The 17,325-nt window shown below is 63.4% G+C and carries 18 protein-coding genes and 1 tRNA gene; 10 read left to right on the forward strand and 9 right to left on the reverse strand.

What is annotated here, in order from left to right; translation table 11 throughout:
- Window positions 1-35: 35 nt before the first annotated feature.
- The 3 genes from minE to minC form a co-directional block, all read right to left on the reverse strand.
- Window positions 36-290, reverse strand: a complete 255-nt coding sequence (gene minE / locus IFT98_RS00140; RefSeq protein WP_122479337.1) for a cell division topological specificity factor MinE — start codon at window positions 288-290, stop codon at window positions 36-38.
- Window positions 290-1,102 (reverse strand): septum site-determining protein MinD, encoded by an 813-nt coding sequence (gene minD, locus IFT98_RS00145; protein ID WP_122479336.1) that lies wholly within the window; start codon window positions 1,100-1,102, stop codon window positions 290-292. Before minD ends, minE begins: the two co-directional genes overlap by 1 nt.
- A gap of 152 nt (window positions 1,103-1,254) precedes the next feature.
- Window positions 1,255-1,992, reverse strand: coding sequence for a septum site-determining protein MinC (gene minC / locus IFT98_RS00150; protein ID WP_192049904.1), 738 nt, complete (start codon window positions 1,990-1,992; stop codon window positions 1,255-1,257).
- 139 nt (window positions 1,993-2,131) lie between these two features.
- Here minC and IFT98_RS00155 point away from each other — a divergent pair, with 139 nt between their 5' ends.
- A complete protein-coding gene (locus tag IFT98_RS00155) occupies window positions 2,132-3,061 on the forward strand; it encodes a lipid A biosynthesis lauroyl acyltransferase (protein WP_122801167.1) in 930 nt (309 codons plus the stop codon).
- A gap of 107 nt (window positions 3,062-3,168) precedes the next feature.
- On the opposite strand, the gene IFT98_RS00160 is transcribed toward IFT98_RS00155, so the two are convergent.
- The 3 genes from IFT98_RS00160 to IFT98_RS00170 all read right to left on the reverse strand — a co-directional run bounded on the left by IFT98_RS00160 (window position 3,169) and on the right by IFT98_RS00170 (window position 5,932).
- Complete coding sequence (locus tag IFT98_RS00160; RefSeq protein ID WP_122713308.1) at window positions 3,169-3,948, reverse strand: MlaA family lipoprotein; 780 nt, start codon at window positions 3,946-3,948, stop codon at window positions 3,169-3,171.
- Window positions 3,941-5,239 carry a serine/threonine protein kinase gene (locus IFT98_RS00165; protein ID WP_122479332.1) on the reverse strand — a complete coding sequence of 433 codons (1,299 nt, stop codon included), beginning with the start codon at window positions 5,237-5,239 and terminating at the stop codon, window positions 3,941-3,943. Before IFT98_RS00165 ends, IFT98_RS00160 begins: the two co-directional genes overlap by 8 nt.
- 180 nt (window positions 5,240-5,419) lie before the next feature.
- Window positions 5,420-5,932 (reverse strand): DUF2062 domain-containing protein, encoded by a 513-nt coding sequence (locus IFT98_RS00170; protein ID WP_122713307.1) that lies wholly within the window; start codon window positions 5,930-5,932, stop codon window positions 5,420-5,422.
- 146 nt (window positions 5,933-6,078) lie between these two features.
- On the opposite strand from IFT98_RS00170, the gene IFT98_RS00175 reads away from it, so the two are divergent.
- The 8 genes from IFT98_RS00175 to IFT98_RS00210 all read left to right on the forward strand — a co-directional run bounded on the left by IFT98_RS00175 (window position 6,079) and on the right by IFT98_RS00210 (window position 13,110).
- A complete protein-coding gene (locus tag IFT98_RS00175) occupies window positions 6,079-8,310 on the forward strand; it encodes a DNA internalization-related competence protein ComEC/Rec2 (protein ID WP_192049902.1) in 2,232 nt (743 codons plus the stop codon).
- A gap of 80 nt (window positions 8,311-8,390) precedes the next feature.
- Window positions 8,391-9,026 carry a MotA/TolQ/ExbB proton channel family protein gene (locus IFT98_RS00180; RefSeq protein ID WP_192049900.1) on the forward strand — a complete coding sequence of 212 codons (636 nt, stop codon included), beginning with the start codon at window positions 8,391-8,393 and terminating at the stop codon, window positions 9,024-9,026.
- Entirely contained in the window at window positions 9,023-9,451 is a 429-nt protein-coding gene (locus IFT98_RS00185) for an ExbD/TolR family protein (protein ID WP_122479328.1), read from the forward strand. The genes IFT98_RS00180 and IFT98_RS00185 overlap by 4 nt, the downstream gene beginning before the upstream one ends.
- On the forward strand, window positions 9,451-10,446 hold the full coding sequence (gene lpxK / locus IFT98_RS00190; RefSeq protein ID WP_192049898.1) for a tetraacyldisaccharide 4'-kinase: 996 nt from the start codon (window positions 9,451-9,453) through the stop codon (window positions 10,444-10,446). Before IFT98_RS00185 ends, lpxK begins: the two co-directional genes overlap by 1 nt.
- A gap of 25 nt (window positions 10,447-10,471) precedes the next feature.
- The gene (locus IFT98_RS00195) at window positions 10,472-10,657 is read left to right on the forward strand and encodes a Trm112 family protein (protein WP_122479326.1); all 186 of its coding nucleotides are present in this window, start codon (window positions 10,472-10,474) and stop codon (window positions 10,655-10,657) included.
- Window positions 10,654-11,418, forward strand: coding sequence for a 3-deoxy-manno-octulosonate cytidylyltransferase (gene kdsB / locus IFT98_RS00200; RefSeq protein ID WP_192049896.1), 765 nt, complete (start codon window positions 10,654-10,656; stop codon window positions 11,416-11,418). Before IFT98_RS00195 ends, kdsB begins: the two co-directional genes overlap by 4 nt.
- A 35-nt stretch (window positions 11,419-11,453) precedes the next feature.
- Entirely contained in the window at window positions 11,454-12,476 is a 1,023-nt protein-coding gene (gene murB / locus IFT98_RS00205) for a UDP-N-acetylmuramate dehydrogenase (protein WP_192049894.1), read from the forward strand.
- 40 nt (window positions 12,477-12,516) lie between these two features.
- A complete protein-coding gene (locus IFT98_RS00210) occupies window positions 12,517-13,110 on the forward strand; it encodes a nucleotidyltransferase family protein (protein ID WP_192049892.1) in 594 nt (197 codons plus the stop codon).
- A gap of 65 nt (window positions 13,111-13,175) precedes the next feature.
- On the opposite strand, the gene IFT98_RS00215 is transcribed toward IFT98_RS00210, so the two are convergent.
- Window positions 13,176-13,252 (reverse strand) — tRNA-Met (locus tag IFT98_RS00215).
- Window positions 13,253-13,506: 254 nt separating this feature from the next.
- On the opposite strand from IFT98_RS00215, the gene dinB reads away from it, so the two are divergent.
- Window positions 13,507-14,571 (forward strand): DNA polymerase IV, encoded by a 1,065-nt coding sequence (dinB, locus tag IFT98_RS00220; RefSeq protein WP_192049890.1) that lies wholly within the window; start codon window positions 13,507-13,509, stop codon window positions 14,569-14,571.
- Window positions 14,572-14,580: 9 nt separating this feature from the next.
- Here the strand turns inward: dinB and IFT98_RS00225 are convergent, their stop codons facing one another.
- Both IFT98_RS00225 and IFT98_RS00230 read right to left on the reverse strand, forming a co-directional pair.
- Window positions 14,581-15,531 carry a hypothetical protein gene (locus tag IFT98_RS00225; protein WP_192049888.1) on the reverse strand — a complete coding sequence of 317 codons (951 nt, stop codon included), beginning with the start codon at window positions 15,529-15,531 and terminating at the stop codon, window positions 14,581-14,583.
- A gap of 15 nt (window positions 15,532-15,546) precedes the next feature.
- Window positions 15,547-17,262, reverse strand: coding sequence for a proline--tRNA ligase (locus tag IFT98_RS00230; RefSeq protein WP_192049886.1), 1,716 nt, complete (start codon window positions 17,260-17,262; stop codon window positions 15,547-15,549).
- Window positions 17,263-17,325: the final 63 nt, after the last annotated feature.

Here is a 17,325-nt window from a genome sequence, read left to right on the forward strand (position 1 = left end):
GGGCCGGCGAGCCGCCGTGGAGCCGAGCGCGAGGCTCAGCGGTCGGGCAGGGTAATGTTCAGTTCCAGAATCGAGCAGCTACCCTGATTCTCGAGCGCAACCTGTACCTGGTCGCTCTCGATATTCACATACTTGCGAATCACTTCCACCAGCTCTTTCTGCAGAGCCGGCAGGTAGTCAGGGGTAGTGCGTTGGCCGCGTTCATGCGCCACGATGATCTGTAGACGCTCTTTCGCGACCGACGCGGTGTTGCCTTTCTTGCGGTCACGAAAGAAGTCGAAAATATTCATTAGCGACCTCCAAACAGGCGCTCGACCCAGTTCTTCTTCTTGAAATCAAGGAAGCGGTGGGGCTTTTCCTTGCCCAGCAAACGGTCGACGGCATCGCTGTACGCCTGGCCGGCGTCGCTCTGGTCGTCGAAAATCACCGGCGTACCCGAGTTGGACGCCTTGAGCACTGCTTCGGATTCCGGAATCACCCCCAGCAGGCGGATCGCCAGGATTTCCTCGACGTCTTCCACGCCCAGCATCTCGCCACGGCTGACGCGCTCGGGGCTGTAGCGGGTGATCAGCAGGTGTTCCTTGATCGGATCCTCGCCGTTCTCGGCGCGTCGCGACTTGCTCGCCAACAGGCCAAGCATGCGGTCCGAGTCGCGTACCGAGGACACTTCCGGGTTGGTCACCACGATCGCCTCATCGGCGAAATACATGGCCAGGTGAGCACCTTTCTCGATGCCTGCCGGGGAGTCGCACAGAATGTAGTCGTGGGTCTTGGACAGCTCGGTGATGATCTTCTCGACGCCTTCCTTGGTCAGGGCGTCCTTGTCGCGCGTCTGGCTGGCAGCCAGGATGAAGAGGTTCTCGACGCGCTTGTCCTTGATCAGGGCCTGCTGCAGGGTCGCTTCACCGTTCACCACGTTGACGAAGTCGTACACCACGCGGCGTTCGCAGCCCATGATGAGGTCAAGGTTACGCAGGCCGACGTCGAAGTCGATGATGACGGTTTTGTGGCCGCGCAGTGCGAGGCCGGTGCCGATGGCGGCGCTGGTGGTGGTCTTGCCCACACCACCCTTGCCGGATGTAACCACTAGAATCTTGGCCAAGGTGTATCACCCCTACTTAAAAAGGGACTGTTAATCCCCGAAAAAACATGACTTCAAAACATCGGCGGACTACATGAGCCTGCGGTACCGGAAGCGTACCGCTCGACAACCGCGCTATTTGAAAGTTGCGCTGAAAATGGCGGCAGTATCCGTTAAAGACGGGTGATGTTCAACACATCCCCCGATAAGCTCACCTGAACGGGCGCACCCCACAACGGGTCGCGACGCAGGTCTTCGGAGACCTTGTACTGCCCGGCGATGGAAAGCAGTTCGGCGCCCAGCTGCTGACAGAAGATCCGCGCCTTGCGGTCGCCCTTGATGCCCGCCAGGGCGCGGCCACGCATCGGGCCGTAGACATGGATGTTGCCATCGGCCAGCAATTCTGCACCCGAGCTCACCGAGCTGATCACCACCAGGTCGCAGCCCTGGGCGTAGATCTGCTGGCCGCCACGGATCGGCGTGGTGATCACCCGAGTCGGCTGGATCAAGGGCTCTGGAGGCTTTTCCGGAGGCTTCTCGGGCTTGCGCTCTTCGACTTCCAGCGGTCGTTCGCGGGCACCCGAGGGTGGCAGTACCGGCAAGTCAATGGCGATTGCCGCCGCGATGTCTTCGATGCGGCTGGCACGCAGCGCCAGGGTCCGCAGGCCATGATGACGGCAGATGCGCATCAGGCCCGGCAGGTCGATGCTGCCCTGATTGGCGGGCAGTTTGTCCAGCGCCAGCACCAGCGGCGTGTTGCTGAAGAAGTTCGGGGCCTGCGCGACCTTGGCCGCCAACTGGCGGTCGAGGCCGGCAAGATTGTTCTTCGCCAACTCGAGCACGGTGATGGCGAGCATGCTGCCCTTGAGTTGGAACACAGGTTCCTGGTCTAGCTGATCGGTCTGGCTCATGGTCGGCAAAACGCGCCTTGTAACTAAAAAAAGTGCCGAGACTTATAGCGAGAACCACCTTCCCCTGCAAGCCGCGACGCAGCGACGTGTGGTCAACCCATGTAGAATGCCCCGCCTTGTTGCCTGTTCGGAATCGTCAATGGACCGCCCGCGTTTTCGCCGATCTTTTCTTCATCCGCGCTTCTGGCCCCTGTGGCTGGGGCTCGGCGCGTTGTGGCTGGTCGTGCAACTGCCCTACCGCGCCTTGCTCCGGCTGGGTCGCTGGCTGGGGATGGGCATGTACCGCGTGGCCAGCGAACGTCGACGTGTGGCGGCGCGCAACCTTGAGTTGTGCTTCCCGCAGATGCCGCCTGTCGAAAGAAAACGCCTGCTCAAGGAAAACTTCGCGTCCACCGGCATTGCATTCTTCGAGATGGCCATGAGCTGGTGGTGGCCACAGGCGCGTCTGGCCAGGCTGGCGCACATCGAGGGGCTCGAACACTTGCAGGCGGCGCAGCGCGATGGCGAGGGCGCGATTCTGATGGCGCTGCATTTCACCACCCTGGAGATCGGTGCGGCGTTGTTGGGCCAGCGTCACACCATCGACGGCATGTACCGCGAGCATCGCAATGCGCTGTTCGATTTCGTCCAGCGCCAGGGCCGCGAACGGCACAATCCCGATTCGCTGGCGGTCGAACGCGAGGACGTGCGCGGGATGATCAAACTGCTGCGCAAGGGCCGCGCGATCTGGTACGCACCCGATCAGGACTACGGCGCCAAGCAGAGCATCTTCGTGCCGTTGTTCGGCATCGAGGCGGCCACGGTGACGGCCACCACGCATTTTGCCCGGCTGGGCAAGGCACGGGTCATCCCGTTCACGCAACGGCGGCTTGAAGATGGTTCTGGCTATCGGCTGGTCTTGCATCCACCGCTGCAGGGGTTCCCCGGCGAGAGCGAAGCGGCCGATGCCTTGCGCATCAACCAGTGGGTGGAGCAGGCCGTGACCGAGTGCCCCGAGCAGTACCTGTGGGCCCATCGCCGCTTCAAGTCACGGCCGGTCGGCGCACCGAAGCTGTACGAGAAGCGCTGAGCGGGGTGGGGTAGACGAACCTGCGTCGATCCCGCTCTCACAATCGCCTGCAGCGCAGCTCTTGTGGGAGCGGGTTCTAGCCGCGAAGGGGTCCGTGCGCGATGCGCTTACTCGGCGATCTGCAGCTTGCGCGACTCGGTGTAAACGTAACGCACCTTCTCGTACTCGAACGGCGAGTTCAGCTGACCATAGCGGAAGCTGTTGCTGTAGCGCCGATCCACGGCACGCAACGCCCACAACTCTGGATGATTGCTACTGACCTCGGACACATTGAGGAAGTTGATCTGGTTCTCGACTGCAAAATCGAACACCAGGCCGGTGGTGTCGCGCAGGTTGGACGGCCCCAGGATCGGCAAGATCAGATAGGCGCCGTTCGGCACCCCGTAGAAGCCCAGGGTCTGACCGAAGTCTTCGGCCTGCTTCTGCAGGCCGAACCAGGTGGCTGGATCCCACAGGCCCGCCACACCCAGCGTCGTGTTCACCAGCAACCGTCCGGACGTATCCAGAGCACGCTTGCCCTTGAACTGCAGCAGGCTGTTGACCAGGCTCGGCACTTCACCCAGGTTGCTGAAGAAGTTGCTCACCCCGGTGCGCAGGAACGACGGCGTGATGTACGTATAGCCGTTGACGACCGGCAGGAATACCCACTCGTCGAAGCGATAGTTGAAGTGATACAGGCGCCGGTTCAGGTTTTCCAGCGGGTCGTAGACGTTCAACGCCGTGAGCGTGGAGCGCTCGAACTCGCGCTGGTCCAGGCCCGGGTTGAACTTGAGTACCTGCAACGGTTGCTTGAAGCCGTCGCTGTCGACCTTCTGTACGGTGCTGTCGTCGGCCTGGGCAACGCCTGCGCACAGCAGCGTTGCCATCAACAGGAATGTTCTAGCCACGGAAGAACTCCAGCATAGCGTCGCTGTTGACGCGGTAATTGAGGTTGCCGCAATGGCCGCCATAAGGGTAAACGGTCAGGCGATCGCCAAAGGTCTTGCGCAGGAAGCCCAGATCGCCAGGGCCCAGGATCACATCGTCGGCGTTGTGCATGACGCTGATCTTGGTGCTGTTCTGCAGGTAGTCCTTGATGCCATACAGGCTCACCTGATCCACCAGCTGCAGCAGGCTGCCACCGTCGGTGCGGGCGCGCCACATCGGAATCACCTGCTCGGTCAGGTAGCAGTCGAAGTCGCACTGCAGCGCCCGGCGCAGGAACGGCGTGAGGCTGGTGCCTTCGCTGATCGGATACTTGGGCGGCGTGATCAGCCCGCGGCGGTTGATCAGGTCGGAGGTGAAGGCGATGTCGGCAGCCGAGAACCGGAACGAGGTGCCGATCAGCATGGCCATCTGCTCGTTGGAAAGGTGCTGCTTGGACTGCTGGAAATCGTAGAGCAGCGCATCGTTGAGGTCGATATAGCCCTTCTGCTGGAAGTAGCGCGTCAGCTTGTTGAGGACCAGCTCGTAGAACGTCGTGCTGTTGTTGATGCCCTTGACCTGGGTCTGCACCAACTTGTCGAGGTTGGTGATCGAGGTGTACAGATTGACCGGCGGGTTGAGCAGCAGCACTTTCTTGAAGTTGAAACTGCGGCGGGTTTCATCCAGCTGGCTGACGAACGCGGCGTCCAGCGCACCGAGGCTGTAGCCGGTCAGGTAGAAATCGGTGATCGGCAACTTCGGATGCTGGGCGCGCACGCCCTGCATGACCCGGTACAGGTCTTCGGCATCTTCGCGGGTCACGCCCGGAGTGGCGAAGCGCGACGCGGCGCTGATGAAGTCGAAGCTGGTGGGTGAGGACAGCTGCACCACGTGGTAGCCGGCCTGGTAGTACAGCTTTTTCAGGTATTCGTTGAGCGAACTGCTGTAGGGCGCACCGGTGCCGGCAATCAGGAAGATCAGCGGCGCGGCGTGGTCCTGCTGGGCCAGGCGATAGCGCAGCTTCTTCACGGCCCAGAAATTGTCCGGCAGGATGAACTCCCGCTCCGGGCGCACGTTGAGGCTGTAGTCGGCCTGATCGATGTCTTCGTCCAGGGGCAGCTTGGGCCGCAGCTCCGGTGGTGTCGAAGCGATCGTGGCCTCGAACGGGTTGGTGAGCGGATAGCCATAGGTGGCGGGGTCGATATCCTTCGCCAACGCGGACGCACTCATGATGAGGCCGCCAAGCAGGGCAGCGAAGCGCAATGATCGGAGCATGACGGAGTCCCTAGAGGAGAATGCTGTGTTGACGTTCGAGGCTAGGACAAGCGCACTGGTGGCAAGTTGCCAAGCCGCTGGGTTTTTAACACAACAACTCGTCCTGACCGGCGGCAAGATACACTGAATTCACCACTCGATGCGCGTGCTCCGACCTGCTGCACGCCACAGTGAGCAGTGCTACCGACGTTGCTTGCGTCGCCGCCACTGGCGACTGACCCACCAGCGCCAGTAAAGCATCGTCAGGAAGTATGCCAAGGCACCCAATACCACGCCCGTCACCACCGACCCGAGCAGGAACGGCTGCCACAGCGTGGACATCTGGCTCATCACCCAGTCCCAGCTGTACGAGTCGGGTAGCTGCCGCGGTGGCTGACCCAGCAGCCATGACCCCACCTTGTACGTGCAGTAGAACACCGGTGGCATGGTGATCGGGTTGGTCAGCCACACCAGGCTGACCGCGATGGGCATGTTGCCGCGCACCACGATCGCCAGCGCCGCCGCCAGCAGCATCTGCAGGGGGATGGGCATGAACGCGGCGAACAGGCCGACCGCCATCGCCCGGGCCACGGAATGACGGTTCAGATGCCAGAGGTTGGCGTCATGCAGGAGGCGACCCAGGAATCGCAGCGACTTGTGTTCACGAATCGTCTCTGGGTCCGGCATGTAGCGCTTGAACAGGCGACGCGGCATAGCGGTCTCGCACGTATCTGTCTGGATGTGTCGGCAGTATGCACAAGTTGCCTGAAGTCCGAGCTCAGACTTTGTGACATTTGATAAGGCGCGACGCGGCCCGTTTGCCCTTAGCCTTGGCCGGCGGTTTTTCCAGGGAGGAAGGTATGCGCACAGCGATGTTGGCGCTGGCGACAGGGGTGGTGTGTCTGCGCTGGCTGCCGGCGCTTCCGGCACTGGGCTGGCTGGTGGGCATGAGCGCAGGCGCGGTGTTGTTGCTGGCAGTGCGCCGCTGGCATTGCGGGCTTTTCCTGCTGGGTCTGTGCTGGGCCTGCCTGCACGCGCATTGGGCGACGAACGGCCAGTTGGTGGCGGCGCTGGATGGACAAACCCTGTGGCTCGAAGGGGAGGTGGTCGGCCTGCCGGCAACCAACGGCAATACGGTGCGCTTCGAACTGGCCGAGGCCTGGTCGCGCCGCGCGCAGCTGCCGTCGCAGCTGCGTCTGGCCTGGTATGGCGGCCCGCGGGTCGCCAGCGGCGAGCGTTGGCGGCTGGCCGTGAAACTCAAGCGGCCGCGGGCATTGGTCAACCCCGGCGGTTTCGACGCCCAGGCCTGGGCCCAGGCCAAGGGCATCGGTGCCACCGGCAGCGTCAAGGCCGGCCAGCGGGTGCGTGCGGCCCGTCTGGCCTGGCGCGATGGCGTGCGTCAGCGTCTGCTGGCGGTCGACAGCCAGCAACAGGGCGGCATACTCGCCGCCTTGCTGCTGGGCGACGGTTCGGGCGTGTCCCGCCAGCAGTGGGAAGTTCTCCAGGCCACGGGAACCGTGCATCTGTTGGTCATCTCCGGCCAGCATGTCGGCCTGCTTGCGGGGTTGCTGTATGGGCTGGTCGCCCTGTTGGCAAAACTCGGCGTCTGGCCCACGCGTTGGCCCTGGTTGCCCTGTGCCTGCGCACTGGCGTTCACCGGCGCCTTGGCCTACGGGCTGCTGGCCGGCTTCCAGGTGCCGGTACGCCGGGCCTGCATCATGATCGGCCTGGTGCTGTCGTGGCGGCTGCGCTTTCGCCATCTGGGCGTAGGGTGGCCGCTGCTGCTGGCATTCACCACGGTCCTGCTGGTCGACCCGCTGGTCAGCCTGCAGCCAGGATTCTGGTTGTCGTTTTGCGCGGTGGCAGTACTGCTGCTGACGTTCTCCGGGCGTCTGGGCGGTTGGCGCTGGTGGCAGGCCTGGACTCGCGCGCAGTGCTGCGTGGCTGTCGGTCTGCTGCCGGTCATGGTGGCCCTGGCGTTGCCGGTGAGCGTCAGCGGGCCACTGGTGAACCTGCTGGCCGTGCCCTGGATCAGTCTGCTGGTCCTGCCGGTGGCCATGGCCGGTGCCGTGCTGTTGCCTGTGCCCTGGCTGGGCGAAACCCTGCTGTGGCTGGCCGGGGGCGCATTGCGATGGCTGTTTGAATGGCTGACCTGGACCGCCGAGTGGGGGCCTTCCTGGCTACCGCCGGGGCTCTCGCCCGGGGTATGGCTGGTGCTGGTCATCGGCGTCTTGCTGCTGTTGCTCCCGGCCGGTATCCCGTTGCGCTGGCTTGGCGTGCCGATGGCCGGGCTGCTGTTGTTCAGCCCGCGTCAGGCACCGCCCGTGGGTCAGGCCGACATCTGGGTACTGGATGTTGGCCAGGGACTGGGTGTGCTCGTGCGCACGGCCCAACACCAGTTGCTCTACGACACCGGTCCCGGACTGGGCGAAACCGACGCCGGCGCCAGCGTAGTGGTGCCCAGCCTGATCGCCCTGGGTGTACGGCGCCTGGATGCGATGATCATCAGCCATGCGCACCTCGATCATTCCGGTGGTGCTGGCACCGTACGGCGACGCCTGCCGGTTGCCCAGACCTTGGCCGGCGAGCCGGACCTTTTGCCCGCCGCGTGGCAGGCGCAGCCTTGCGAGCCCGGGCGCAGTTGGGAGTGGGACGCGGTGAAGTTCGTCTTGTGGCGCTGGCCGTCGGCAGTGCCCGGCAATCCCGCCTCGTGCGTACTCTGGGTTGAAGCCAATGGCGAGCGCCTGTTGCTCAGCGGCGACATCGACGCGGCGGCCGAAAAAGCGCTGGTCGCAAGTGGTTTGCCAGTTCAGGCGCACTGGCTGCAGGTGCCGCACCATGGCAGCCGGACGTCATCGAGCAAGCCGTTCCTGGACGCGGTGCGCCCCCGGGCGGCGTTGATCTCGCGGGGCCATGGCAATACCTTCGGCCATCCCCATGCATCCGTACTGGCGCGTTTTCAGGCATTGGGCATCACTGCCCACGACACTGCCGAAGACGGCGCGTTGCGTGTCCGCCTGGGTACCTTCGGGCCGGTGCAGCGGCAGCGCTCCCTGCGCCGTTTCTGGCGCGAGGCACCGACCGACCCCTGAGCTTTCCAACGGTCATCGCACGCTTCGACCCGCCTCACCCCTATGGTAGAGTGGCGAACTTTTTCGAGGGGATCGTACCTGTGTGGGAATTGGTTAAGTCTGGCGGCTGGATGATGTTGCCAATCATAGTGAGCTCCATCGTCGCCCTGGCCATCATCGCCGAGCGTTTGTGGACCTTGCGTGCCAGCCGTGTTGCACCTGCCCATCTGGTCGGCCAGGTCTGGCGCTGGAAGAAAGACAAGCAACTGAGCAAGGAGAAGCTCAAGGAGTTGCGTGCCCACTCGCCGCTTGGCGAGATCCTGGCGGCTGGCCTGGCCAACTCGCGCCACGGCCGCGAAATCATGAAGGAAAGCATCGAGGAGGCGGCCAGTCGAGTCATCCACGAGCTGGAACGCTACATCAGCACCTTGGGCACCATTGCCGCCATGGCGCCGCTGCTCGGTCTGCTGGGCACCGTGATCGGCATGATCGAGATCTTCGGCTCGTTCACCGGAGGCACCGTCAGCGGCAACCCCGGTCTCATGGCAGGCGGCATTTCCAAAGCGCTGGTCACTACGGCGTCAGGTCTCATCGTCGCGATCCCGGCGCTGTTCTTCCATCGCCTGCTGCAACGCCGCATCGACGAGCTGGTGGTCGGCATGGAGCAGGAAGCCATCAAACTGGTGGAAGTCGTGCAGGGGGATCGCGAGGTCGACCTGGCCGAGGAAAAAGCGTGAAGTTTCGTCGTCGCAGTCGGGAAAACATCGAGCTCAATCTGATCTCGCTGATAGACGTCGTGTTCGTGCTGCTGCTGTTCTTCGTCATCACCACTACGTTCACTCGCGAAACCCAGCTGCGTGTCGAGCTGCCCGAAGCGGTGAACGGCGCGCCGGAGCAAGCCAGCAACCTCAAGCGCATCGATATCGCCATCAGCGCCGAAGGCGTCTATGCGGTGAACAACCAGTTGCTACCGAAAAGCGACCTGCCGACCCTGCTCGACGCGCTGCGTACCGCTTCGGCGGGAGACAGCTCGCTGCCACTGTCGATCAGCGCCGACGGCAAGACGCCTCATCAAGCCGTGATCAGCGCCATGGACGCGGCCGGCAAGCTGGGTTTCAGCCAAATCAGCATGATCACCGTCGAGGCGCAGGCGAATCCCTGATGAGCCTCGCCGACCGATTGTCCGCCGCCTGGTATGCCGGTCATCGGGCTCTGTGGCTGTTGCGCCCGCTGGAATGCCTGTACCGCAGCGTGGTGGCGCACAAGCGGCGGCGATTCGAGGCCGGGCAGGGCGAGATCTACCACGCCCCGGTGCCGGTGCTGGTGGTCGGCAACATCACCGTCGGTGGCACCGGCAAGACACCGATGATCCTCTGGCTGATCGAGCACTGCCAGGCGCGCGGCCTGCGCGTCGGCGTGGTCAGTCGCGGCTACGGCGCCAGGCCACCGAGCCTGCCATGGCGGGTCCGCGCCGAGCACGAGGCCGCCCAGGCGGGCGACGAGCCGCTGCTGATCGTGCGGCGCAGCGGCGTGCCGCTGGTGATCGATCCAGACCGTGGCCGTGCCGTACGTGCGTTACTCGAGGCCGAGCCCGTGGACCTGGTGCTCAGTGACGATGGCTTGCAACACTACCGCCTGGCGCGCGACATCGAACTGGTGCTGATCGACGCGGCGCGGGGGTTGGGCAATGGCCGCTGCCTGCCCGCCGGTCCGTTGCGCGAGCCCGTCGAGCGCTTGCAGTCGGTCGATGCCGTGCTGTGCAACGGTGCCGCCGACGATTCGCCGCGTGGCTACGGCCTGACCCTGCAAGCCCAGGCGTTGATCAACGTGCGCAGCGGCGAGCGCCGGCCATTGAGCCATTTCCCACCAGGACAGGCAGTGCACGCCGTGGCCGGAATCGGCAACCCGCAACGTTTCTTCGACACCCTGCAGGCGCTACACTGGCAGCCTGTCGCTCACCCTTTCGCCGATCATGCCCGGTTCACGCCCCAGGCCCTGTGTTTCGAGCCACCGTTGCCAGTGGTCATGACCGAAAAAGATGCCGTGAAGTGCCGCGCGTTCGCCGCTGCGGATTGGTGGTACCTGGCCGTCGACGCCCAGCCTTCGCCCCATTTCATCGGTTGGCTCGACCAGCGCCTGACCAGCCTTTTGCCCTGATCCCCTTGCCTTGAAGGATTTTTCCATGGACACCAAATTGCTCGATATCCTCGCTTGCCCGATCACCAAGGGCCCGCTCAAGCTCAGCGCCGACAAGCGCGAGCTGATCAGCAAGGGCGCCGGCCTGGCCTATCCCATTCGCGACGGCATTCCGGTGATGCTGGAAACCGAAGCGCGGACCCTGACCGACGACGAGCGCCTGGATAAATGAGCACGGCCTTCACCGTGGTGATACCCGCGCGATACCAGTCGACTCGCCTGCCGGGCAAGCCACTGCAGATGATCGCCGGCAAACCAATGATCCAGCACGTCTGGGAACAGGCCTGCAAGAGCACGGCAGCGCGAGTCGTGGTTGCTACCGATGATGTGCGCATCGAGTCCGCCTGCCGAGCGTTCGGCGCCGAGGTGGTGATGACCCGGCCTGATCACGAATCCGGTACCGACCGTTTGGCCGAGGTATGCCAGGCTTTGGGTCTGGATGCCGAGTCCATCGTGGTCAACGTGCAGGGCGACGAGCCGCTGATTCCGCCCGTGGTCATCGACCAGGTGGCGGCCAATCTCGCTGCCAGCCACGAGGCTGCCATGGCAACCCTGGCCGAGCCGATCACGGACGTGGAAGCTTTGTTCAACCCCAACGTGGTCAAGGTGGTCACCGACCTGAACGGCCTGGCGCTGACTTTCAGCCGAGCGCCGCTGCCGTGGGCGCGCGACGATTTCGCCAACGATCGCGATGCCCTCCCGGCCCAGGTCCCCTACCGTCGTCATATCGGTATCTATGCCTATCGTGCCGGCTTCCTCCAGGATTTCGTGCAGTGGGGCCCTTGCTGGCTGGAAAACACCGAGCGCCTCGAGCAGCTGCGTGCGCTCTGGCACGGGGTACGCATCCATGTGGCCGATGCCGTGCAGGCGCCGCCCGCCGGTGTCGACACTGCGCAAGACCTGGAGCGCGTGCGGCGCCTGCTGGAGGCTTGATGGCAGCCCATGGCAACGTTCCGCCAGTTGAGTCCATGAGTCTGGATATTCGCGCCAACCAGTCGCTCAAGCCCTACAACACCTTCGGTATCGAGGTGAAGGCAGCGTTCCTGGTCTCGGTGCATGACGATGCCGAGCTGATCCAGGCATTGGCCTGGGCCAAGGCGAGCGGCCTGCGTGCGCTGGTGATCGGTGGTGGCAGCAATCTGTTGCTGACCGCCGACCTCTCCGACGTGCTGGTGGTGCGCATGGCCAGCCGAGGTGTGCGCGTGCTCGAGCAGGCCGGGAATGCGGTGGTGCTGGAAGCCGAAGCCGGCGAGCCGTGGCACCCTTTCGTATTGCAGACGCTTGAACAAGGTCTGGCAGGTCTGGAAAACCTCAGCCTGATTCCCGGAACCGTGGGTGCAGCGCCCATGCAGAACATCGGTGCCTACGGCGTCGAGATCAAGGACGTGTTCGCCGGCCTCACTGCGCTTGACCGGGACACGTTGCAGAAACGCGACTTCAGCGCCGCCGAGTGCGCGTTCGGTTATCGCGACAGCCTGTTCAAGCGCCAGCCCGGCCGCTGGGTGATCCTGCGCGTGCGCTTCACGCTTTCCCGTTCCGCGCCGGTGCATCTGGACTATGGCCCGGTGCGTCAGCGGCTGGCCGAACAGGGTATCCAGCACCCTACGCCCACCGACGTCAGCGCCGCCATCTGCAGCATCCGGCGAGAAAAGCTTCCCGACCCTGCCGAGCTGGGCAATGCCGGCAGCTTCTTCAAGAACCCGGTCGTCCCCGCCGCGGTGCTGGATGCCATTCGCCGCGAGCATCCCGATGTGGTTGCCTATCCCCAGGCCGATGGCCTGTACAAACTGGCGGCGGGTTGGCTGATCGAGCGCGCCGGCTGGAAGGGCCATCGCGAGTGTGACGCCGGCGTGCACCGCTTGCAGTCATTGGTGCTGGTCAACCACGGCAATGCATCGGGCAAACAGCTGCATGCCCTGGCCCAGCGGATCCAGGACGATATCCAGTCGCGCTTCGGTGTGGTGCTGGAGATGGAACCCAATCTGTATTGAGCGTCCGTACGGCGCATCGTGACTATCGGAGCCTACCACCATGCCAGCCATCATCGCTCCCTGCGCCTTGATTCTCGCTGCAGGGCAAGGGCGCCGTTTTCAGGAAGCCGCAGGGCAGGGTGCTGACAAACTGCTTGCACCCTGCAGCGGGTTGGACGGCGTCGAGCGCAGCGTCGTCGAACAGGTCCTGCACAACCTCGGTGACACGGTTGAGCGCCGTGTGCTGATCACCCGCGCGCACAAGAAGCAAGTGATACAGCTGGGCGAAGCCTACGGCTGTGAGGTGGTATTGCTCGACTCCGCAGGCATGGGCGACAGCCTGCGCACGGGTGTCGAAGCCAGTTTGGATGCCGATGGCTGGCTGGTGTGCCTGGGCGACATGCCCTTCGTGAGCCCTGGAGCATTCGCCAGGGTTCGCCAGTGCATGGCACCGGAGCGCATCAGCATTGCCCATGGCGCTCGTGGTCACGGGCACCCGGTAGGCTTCGGCCGCACCTTTCGCGAGCAGTTGCTGTCGCTGCAGGGCGATCAGGGTGCTCGACGATTGTTCGCCGAGGCGCACATGCACCTGGTGGTATGCGACGACCCAGGGATCTACCGCGATGTGGATCGGCCGGACGACCTGGTCGGGTAACAGGTCGGCGAACAAATTGCAGGCAACAAAAAAGGCCACTTTTTCAAGTGGCCTTTTTTGTTGTTTGGTTGCGGGAGCCGGATTTGAACCGACGACCTTCGGGTTATGAGCCCGACGAGCTACCAGACTGCTCCATCCCGCGTCTGTGTGGGCTATTCTACAGCGCAGCGCCTGCTTGTCAAACCCTGATTTCAAGAAAACTCTTTTCCATCAATCGCTTAGCTTTGCCAATAGTGCTACGAGTCAGGCGGGGCGGGGCTTTCAGGGGGATTGGGGCGGTTTGCCGGTGAGCAAAAGAATGTGCACCGGGCTTTGGCCATGGCGCTTATCGCTGTGAGTGAGATAATACCGTTGTTTTTGTACGATCTTTTACCAGCTTGGTACCCCGCCCAGACCATGACGCAGCGCAAGATCATCCATGTCGACTGTGACTGCTTCTATGCCGCCATCGAAATGCGTGACGACCCCCGGCTGGCTGGCAAGCCACTGGCCGTCGGCGGCTCGGCGGAGCGTCGCGGGGTGATCGCCACCTGCAACTATGAAGCCCGCGCCTATGGCGTGCGTTCAGCCATGAGCTCGCGACACGCGATCAAACTGTGCCCCGACCTGACCATCGTCAAACCGCGCATGGATGCCTATAAAGAAGCGTCGCGGGAGATTCAGGGGATTTTTCGCGAGTACACCGACCTGATCGAGCCGCTGTCGCTGGACGAAGCCTACCTCGACGTTTCCGACTGCCCGCATTTTTCCGGCAGCGCCACGCGAATTGCCCAGGACATCCGACGCAAGGTCTCCAAGCGCCTGCATATCACCGTTTCGGCGGGAGTGGCGCCAAACAAGTTTCTCGCCAAGATCGCCAGCGACTGGCGCAAGCCGGACGGCCTGTTCGTCATTACTCCTGGACAGATCGAAGACTTCGTTGCCGCCTTGCCGGTTACCAAGCTGCATGGCGTGGGCAAGGTCACCGCTGACAAGCTGGCCCGCCTCGGCATCGACAGTTGCCTGGAGCTGCGTGAGTGGACCAAGCTGGCGCTGGTGCGCGAATTCGGCAGCTTCGGCGAGCGTCTCTACAGCCTGGCACGCGGCATCGACGAGCGCGTGGTGCAGAACGACAGTCGGCGGCAGTCCATCAGCGTGGAAAATACCTACGAGGCGGACCTGCCGGATCTGGCCAGTTGCCTGGACAAGCTCCCAGAGTTGATGCAGACCCTGGCCGAGCGCATCGACCGGATCGACAGCAGCTATCGTCCGGGCAAGCCTTTCGTCAAAGTGAAGTTTCACGACTTTACCCAGACCACCTTGGAACAGGCAGGGGCGGGCAGGGATCTGGACAGCTACCGGCAGCTGCTGGGTCAGGCCTTCGCCCGGGGTGGCAAGCCGGTGCGCCTGTTGGGCATCGGCGTGCGCCTGCTGGACCTGCGCGGGGCCCACGAGCAGCTGGAACTGTTCAGCGACAGTTGACCGGCTGGCTCAGGTCCCGGGATCGGCGACCAGTCGGCCGGTATCCCTGCGCAGCGACTTGAGAAAGTCCTGCTGCAATTCGGGGTCGTTGCGGGTCAGCTCGATCAGGCTCTGTTCCAACTCGCTGGCTTCATCTTCCAGGCCCAGCTCGGCAAGGCGCTTGACCCGATACACCCACTGACCGACCTCGTCACCTTCCAGGTCATCGAAGATCAGCGTGTGCGCTTCAGCCAGTTTGCCGCGCAGGTCCGGGCTCACCGGCAGCAGGGCGCTCGCCCGGGTCTGGCTTTCCTCGTCCACTACACTCAATTGCAGGCGTGTGACATGGGTCAGATCCTGTTCCGCAAACGGGTTGTCGAGCAGGTTGATGCGCAACACACCGTTGGCGTCGGTTTCCAGGTCATAGGTCTTGCGGCCGGTGCCCACTTGTACCGGGCGTTCGCTCCATGGCGTGCTGTCGTGCTCCACGCGCCTGTCGGTCTGCACCTCGTCGATACCGGCAAGGTTCTGCTCGGCACGGCCGTTGGATTGCACGTTCATGAACGGATTGAGTCCGGCGAAACCATAGCTGACCCAGTCCTTGGTCACGCTGTCGGGCAGGCTACCAAAGGTCGCCACGTTCACCACGTTGGCGCCGACGCCGGCTACCACGGCCACTGCCCCTAGTGGAATCTCGTAGACTTCACGCCAGGGTTGATAGGGTGTGTAGCGGTCGTAGTGACGTGTGGTCTCGAACGCCGTGACCTCGAAATCCTTGAGTTCACGAATGCGCACGCGACGTTGCGGCGTCTGCAGCACCTCGGGCTTGCCCAGGTCGATCTGCACGCTGTGCTCGAGCAGCTTGCGCTCGATGCGCTCTTCGTGTTCGTTGCGCTGCGACATCTGGTTGGCGCAGCCACTGACCAGCAGGGTGCTGCACAGGGCAGCACCACCAAAGGCCATGGTAGTTCGCTTGAACATGGTTTCTCGAGTCTGTCAGCGGCGCACGCGAGCCTGGATGAAAGACAGGACATCGTCGACAGGCAAGGCCTGTGCGGCGTCCTCGGTACGGCTCTTGTATTCCAGGTTGCCTTCGGCCAGGCCACGGTCGCTGATGACGATCCGATGGGGAATGCCGATCAGCTCCATGTCGGCGAACTTGATCCCGGGGCTGGTTTTCTTGTCGCGGTCGTCCAGCAGCACTTCGAAGCCCGCTTCGGTCAGTTCCGCGTACAGCCGGTCGGTGGCTTCGCGCACTTGCTGGGTTTCATAGCGCAGCGGCACCAGAGCGACCTGGAAGGGCGCCAGGGTATCGCTCCAGATGATGCCGCCAGCGTCGTTGTTCTGCTCGATGGCAGCAGCCACCACGCGCGACACACCGATGCCGTAGCAGCCCATGGCCAAGGTCACCGGCTTGCCGTTCTCACCCAGTACCTGGCACTTCATGGCTTCGCTGTACTTGGTGCCCAGCTGGAAGATGTGACCTACCTCGATGCCGCGCTTGATGGTCAGCGTGCCCTGGCCATCCGGGCTGGTGTCGCCGTCGACCACGTTGCGCAGATCGGCAATCTCGGGCAGCGGCAGATCACGCTCCCAGTTGACGCCGAAGTAATGCTTGTCGTCGATGTTGGCGCCCACGGCGAAGTCGCTCATGAACGCCACCGAGCGATCGATGATGCAGGTCAGGGGCAGGTTCATCGGGCCCAGGGAACCTGCGCCCGCGCCTATGGCATCACGAAGTTCGGCCTCGCTGGCCATGACCAGCGGATTGGCAACCAGCGGTTGGTTGGCGGCCTTGATCTCGTTCAGCTCGTGGTCGCCACGGATGATCAAGGCAATCAGTTTGCCTTCTTCGGCGGCGTGGACCACCAGCGTCTTCACGGTTTTTTCGATCGGCAGGCCGAAGTTTTCCACCAGCTGGGCGATGGTCTTGGCGTTGGGTGTGTCGACCAGGCGCAGGGCCTCGAGTGCGGCGCCACGCTCGGTTTCGCGCGGAATCGCCTCGGCCTTCTCGATGTTGGCGGCGTAATCGGAAGTATCGCTGAAGACGATGTCGTCTTCACCCGACTCTGCCAGCACATGGAATTCGTGGGAGCCGGCGCCGCCGATGGAGCCGTTGTCGGCTTCGACCGCGCGGAACTTCAGGCCCAGACGGGTGAAGATGTTGCTGTAGGCCAGGTGCATGCGGTCATAGGTGGCCTGCAGCGATGGCTGGTCGGCATGGAAGGAATAGGCGTCCTTCATGATGAACTCGCGACCGCGCATCAGGCCGAAGCGCGGACGGATCTCGTCACGAAACTTGGTCTGGATCTGGTAGAGATTGATGGGCAACTGTTTGTAGCTGTTGAGCTCGTTGCGCATCAGGTCGGTGATGACTTCTTCGTGGGTGGGGCCGGCGCAGAAGTCACGGTCGTGGCGGTCTTTGAGGCGCAGCAACTCGGGACCGTACTGCTCCCAGCGCCCCGACTCCTGCCACAGTTCGGCCGGCTGGATGCCGGGCATCAGCACTTCGAGAGCGCCGGCGGCGTCCATTTCCTCGCGCACGATCCGCTCAACCTTGCGCATCACTCGAAGCCCCATCGGCAGCCATGTGTACAGGCCCGAAGCGAGCTTGCGGATCATGCCGGCACGCAGCATCAGCTGATGGCTGATCACGACCGCATCGGAAGGGGTTTCTTTCTGTGTGGCGAGCAGATATTGACTGGTGCGCATGGTTGACCGTTGTCTTCGCGAAATTTTATCGAGGTCTGGCATTGTACGGCGGTGATTGGGCGA

The sequence above is a fragment of the Pseudomonas sp. CFBP 8770 genome, assembly GCF_014841705.1.
GTDB lineage: Bacteria > Pseudomonadota > Gammaproteobacteria > Pseudomonadales > Pseudomonadaceae > Aquipseudomonas.

Coding starts and splice junctions, on each gene's coding strand:
- IFT98_RS00155 (WP_122801167.1), top strand. CDS start 2,132: ATGGACCGCCCGCGTTTTCGCCGATCTTTTCTTCATCCGCGCTTCTGG.
- IFT98_RS00195 (WP_122479326.1), top strand. CDS start 10,472: ATGGACACCAAATTGCTCGATATCCTCGCTTGCCCGATCACCAAGGGC.
- IFT98_RS00175 (WP_192049902.1), top strand. CDS start 6,079: ATGCGCACAGCGATGTTGGCGCTGGCGACAGGGGTGGTGTGTCTGCGC.
- IFT98_RS00230 (WP_192049886.1), bottom strand. CDS start 17,262: ATGCGCACCAGTCAATATCTGCTCGCCACACAGAAAGAAACCCCTTCC.
- lpxK (WP_192049898.1), top strand. CDS start 9,451: ATGAGCCTCGCCGACCGATTGTCCGCCGCCTGGTATGCCGGTCATCGG.
- kdsB (WP_192049896.1), top strand. CDS start 10,654: ATGAGCACGGCCTTCACCGTGGTGATACCCGCGCGATACCAGTCGACT.
- murB (WP_192049894.1), top strand. CDS start 11,454: ATGAGTCTGGATATTCGCGCCAACCAGTCGCTCAAGCCCTACAACACC.
- IFT98_RS00225 (WP_192049888.1), bottom strand. CDS start 15,531: ATGTTCAAGCGAACTACCATGGCCTTTGGTGGTGCTGCCCTGTGCAGC.
- IFT98_RS00210 (WP_192049892.1), top strand. CDS start 12,517: ATGCCAGCCATCATCGCTCCCTGCGCCTTGATTCTCGCTGCAGGGCAA.
- minC (WP_192049904.1), bottom strand. CDS start 1,992: ATGAGCCAGACCGATCAGCTAGACCAGGAACCTGTGTTCCAACTCAAG.
- IFT98_RS00170 (WP_122713307.1), bottom strand. CDS start 5,932: ATGCCGCGTCGCCTGTTCAAGCGCTACATGCCGGACCCAGAGACGATT.
- minE (WP_122479337.1), bottom strand. CDS start 290: ATGAATATTTTCGACTTCTTTCGTGACCGCAAGAAAGGCAACACCGCG.
- dinB (WP_192049890.1), top strand. CDS start 13,507: ATGACGCAGCGCAAGATCATCCATGTCGACTGTGACTGCTTCTATGCC.
- IFT98_RS00165 (WP_122479332.1), bottom strand. CDS start 5,239: ATGCTCCGATCATTGCGCTTCGCTGCCCTGCTTGGCGGCCTCATCATG.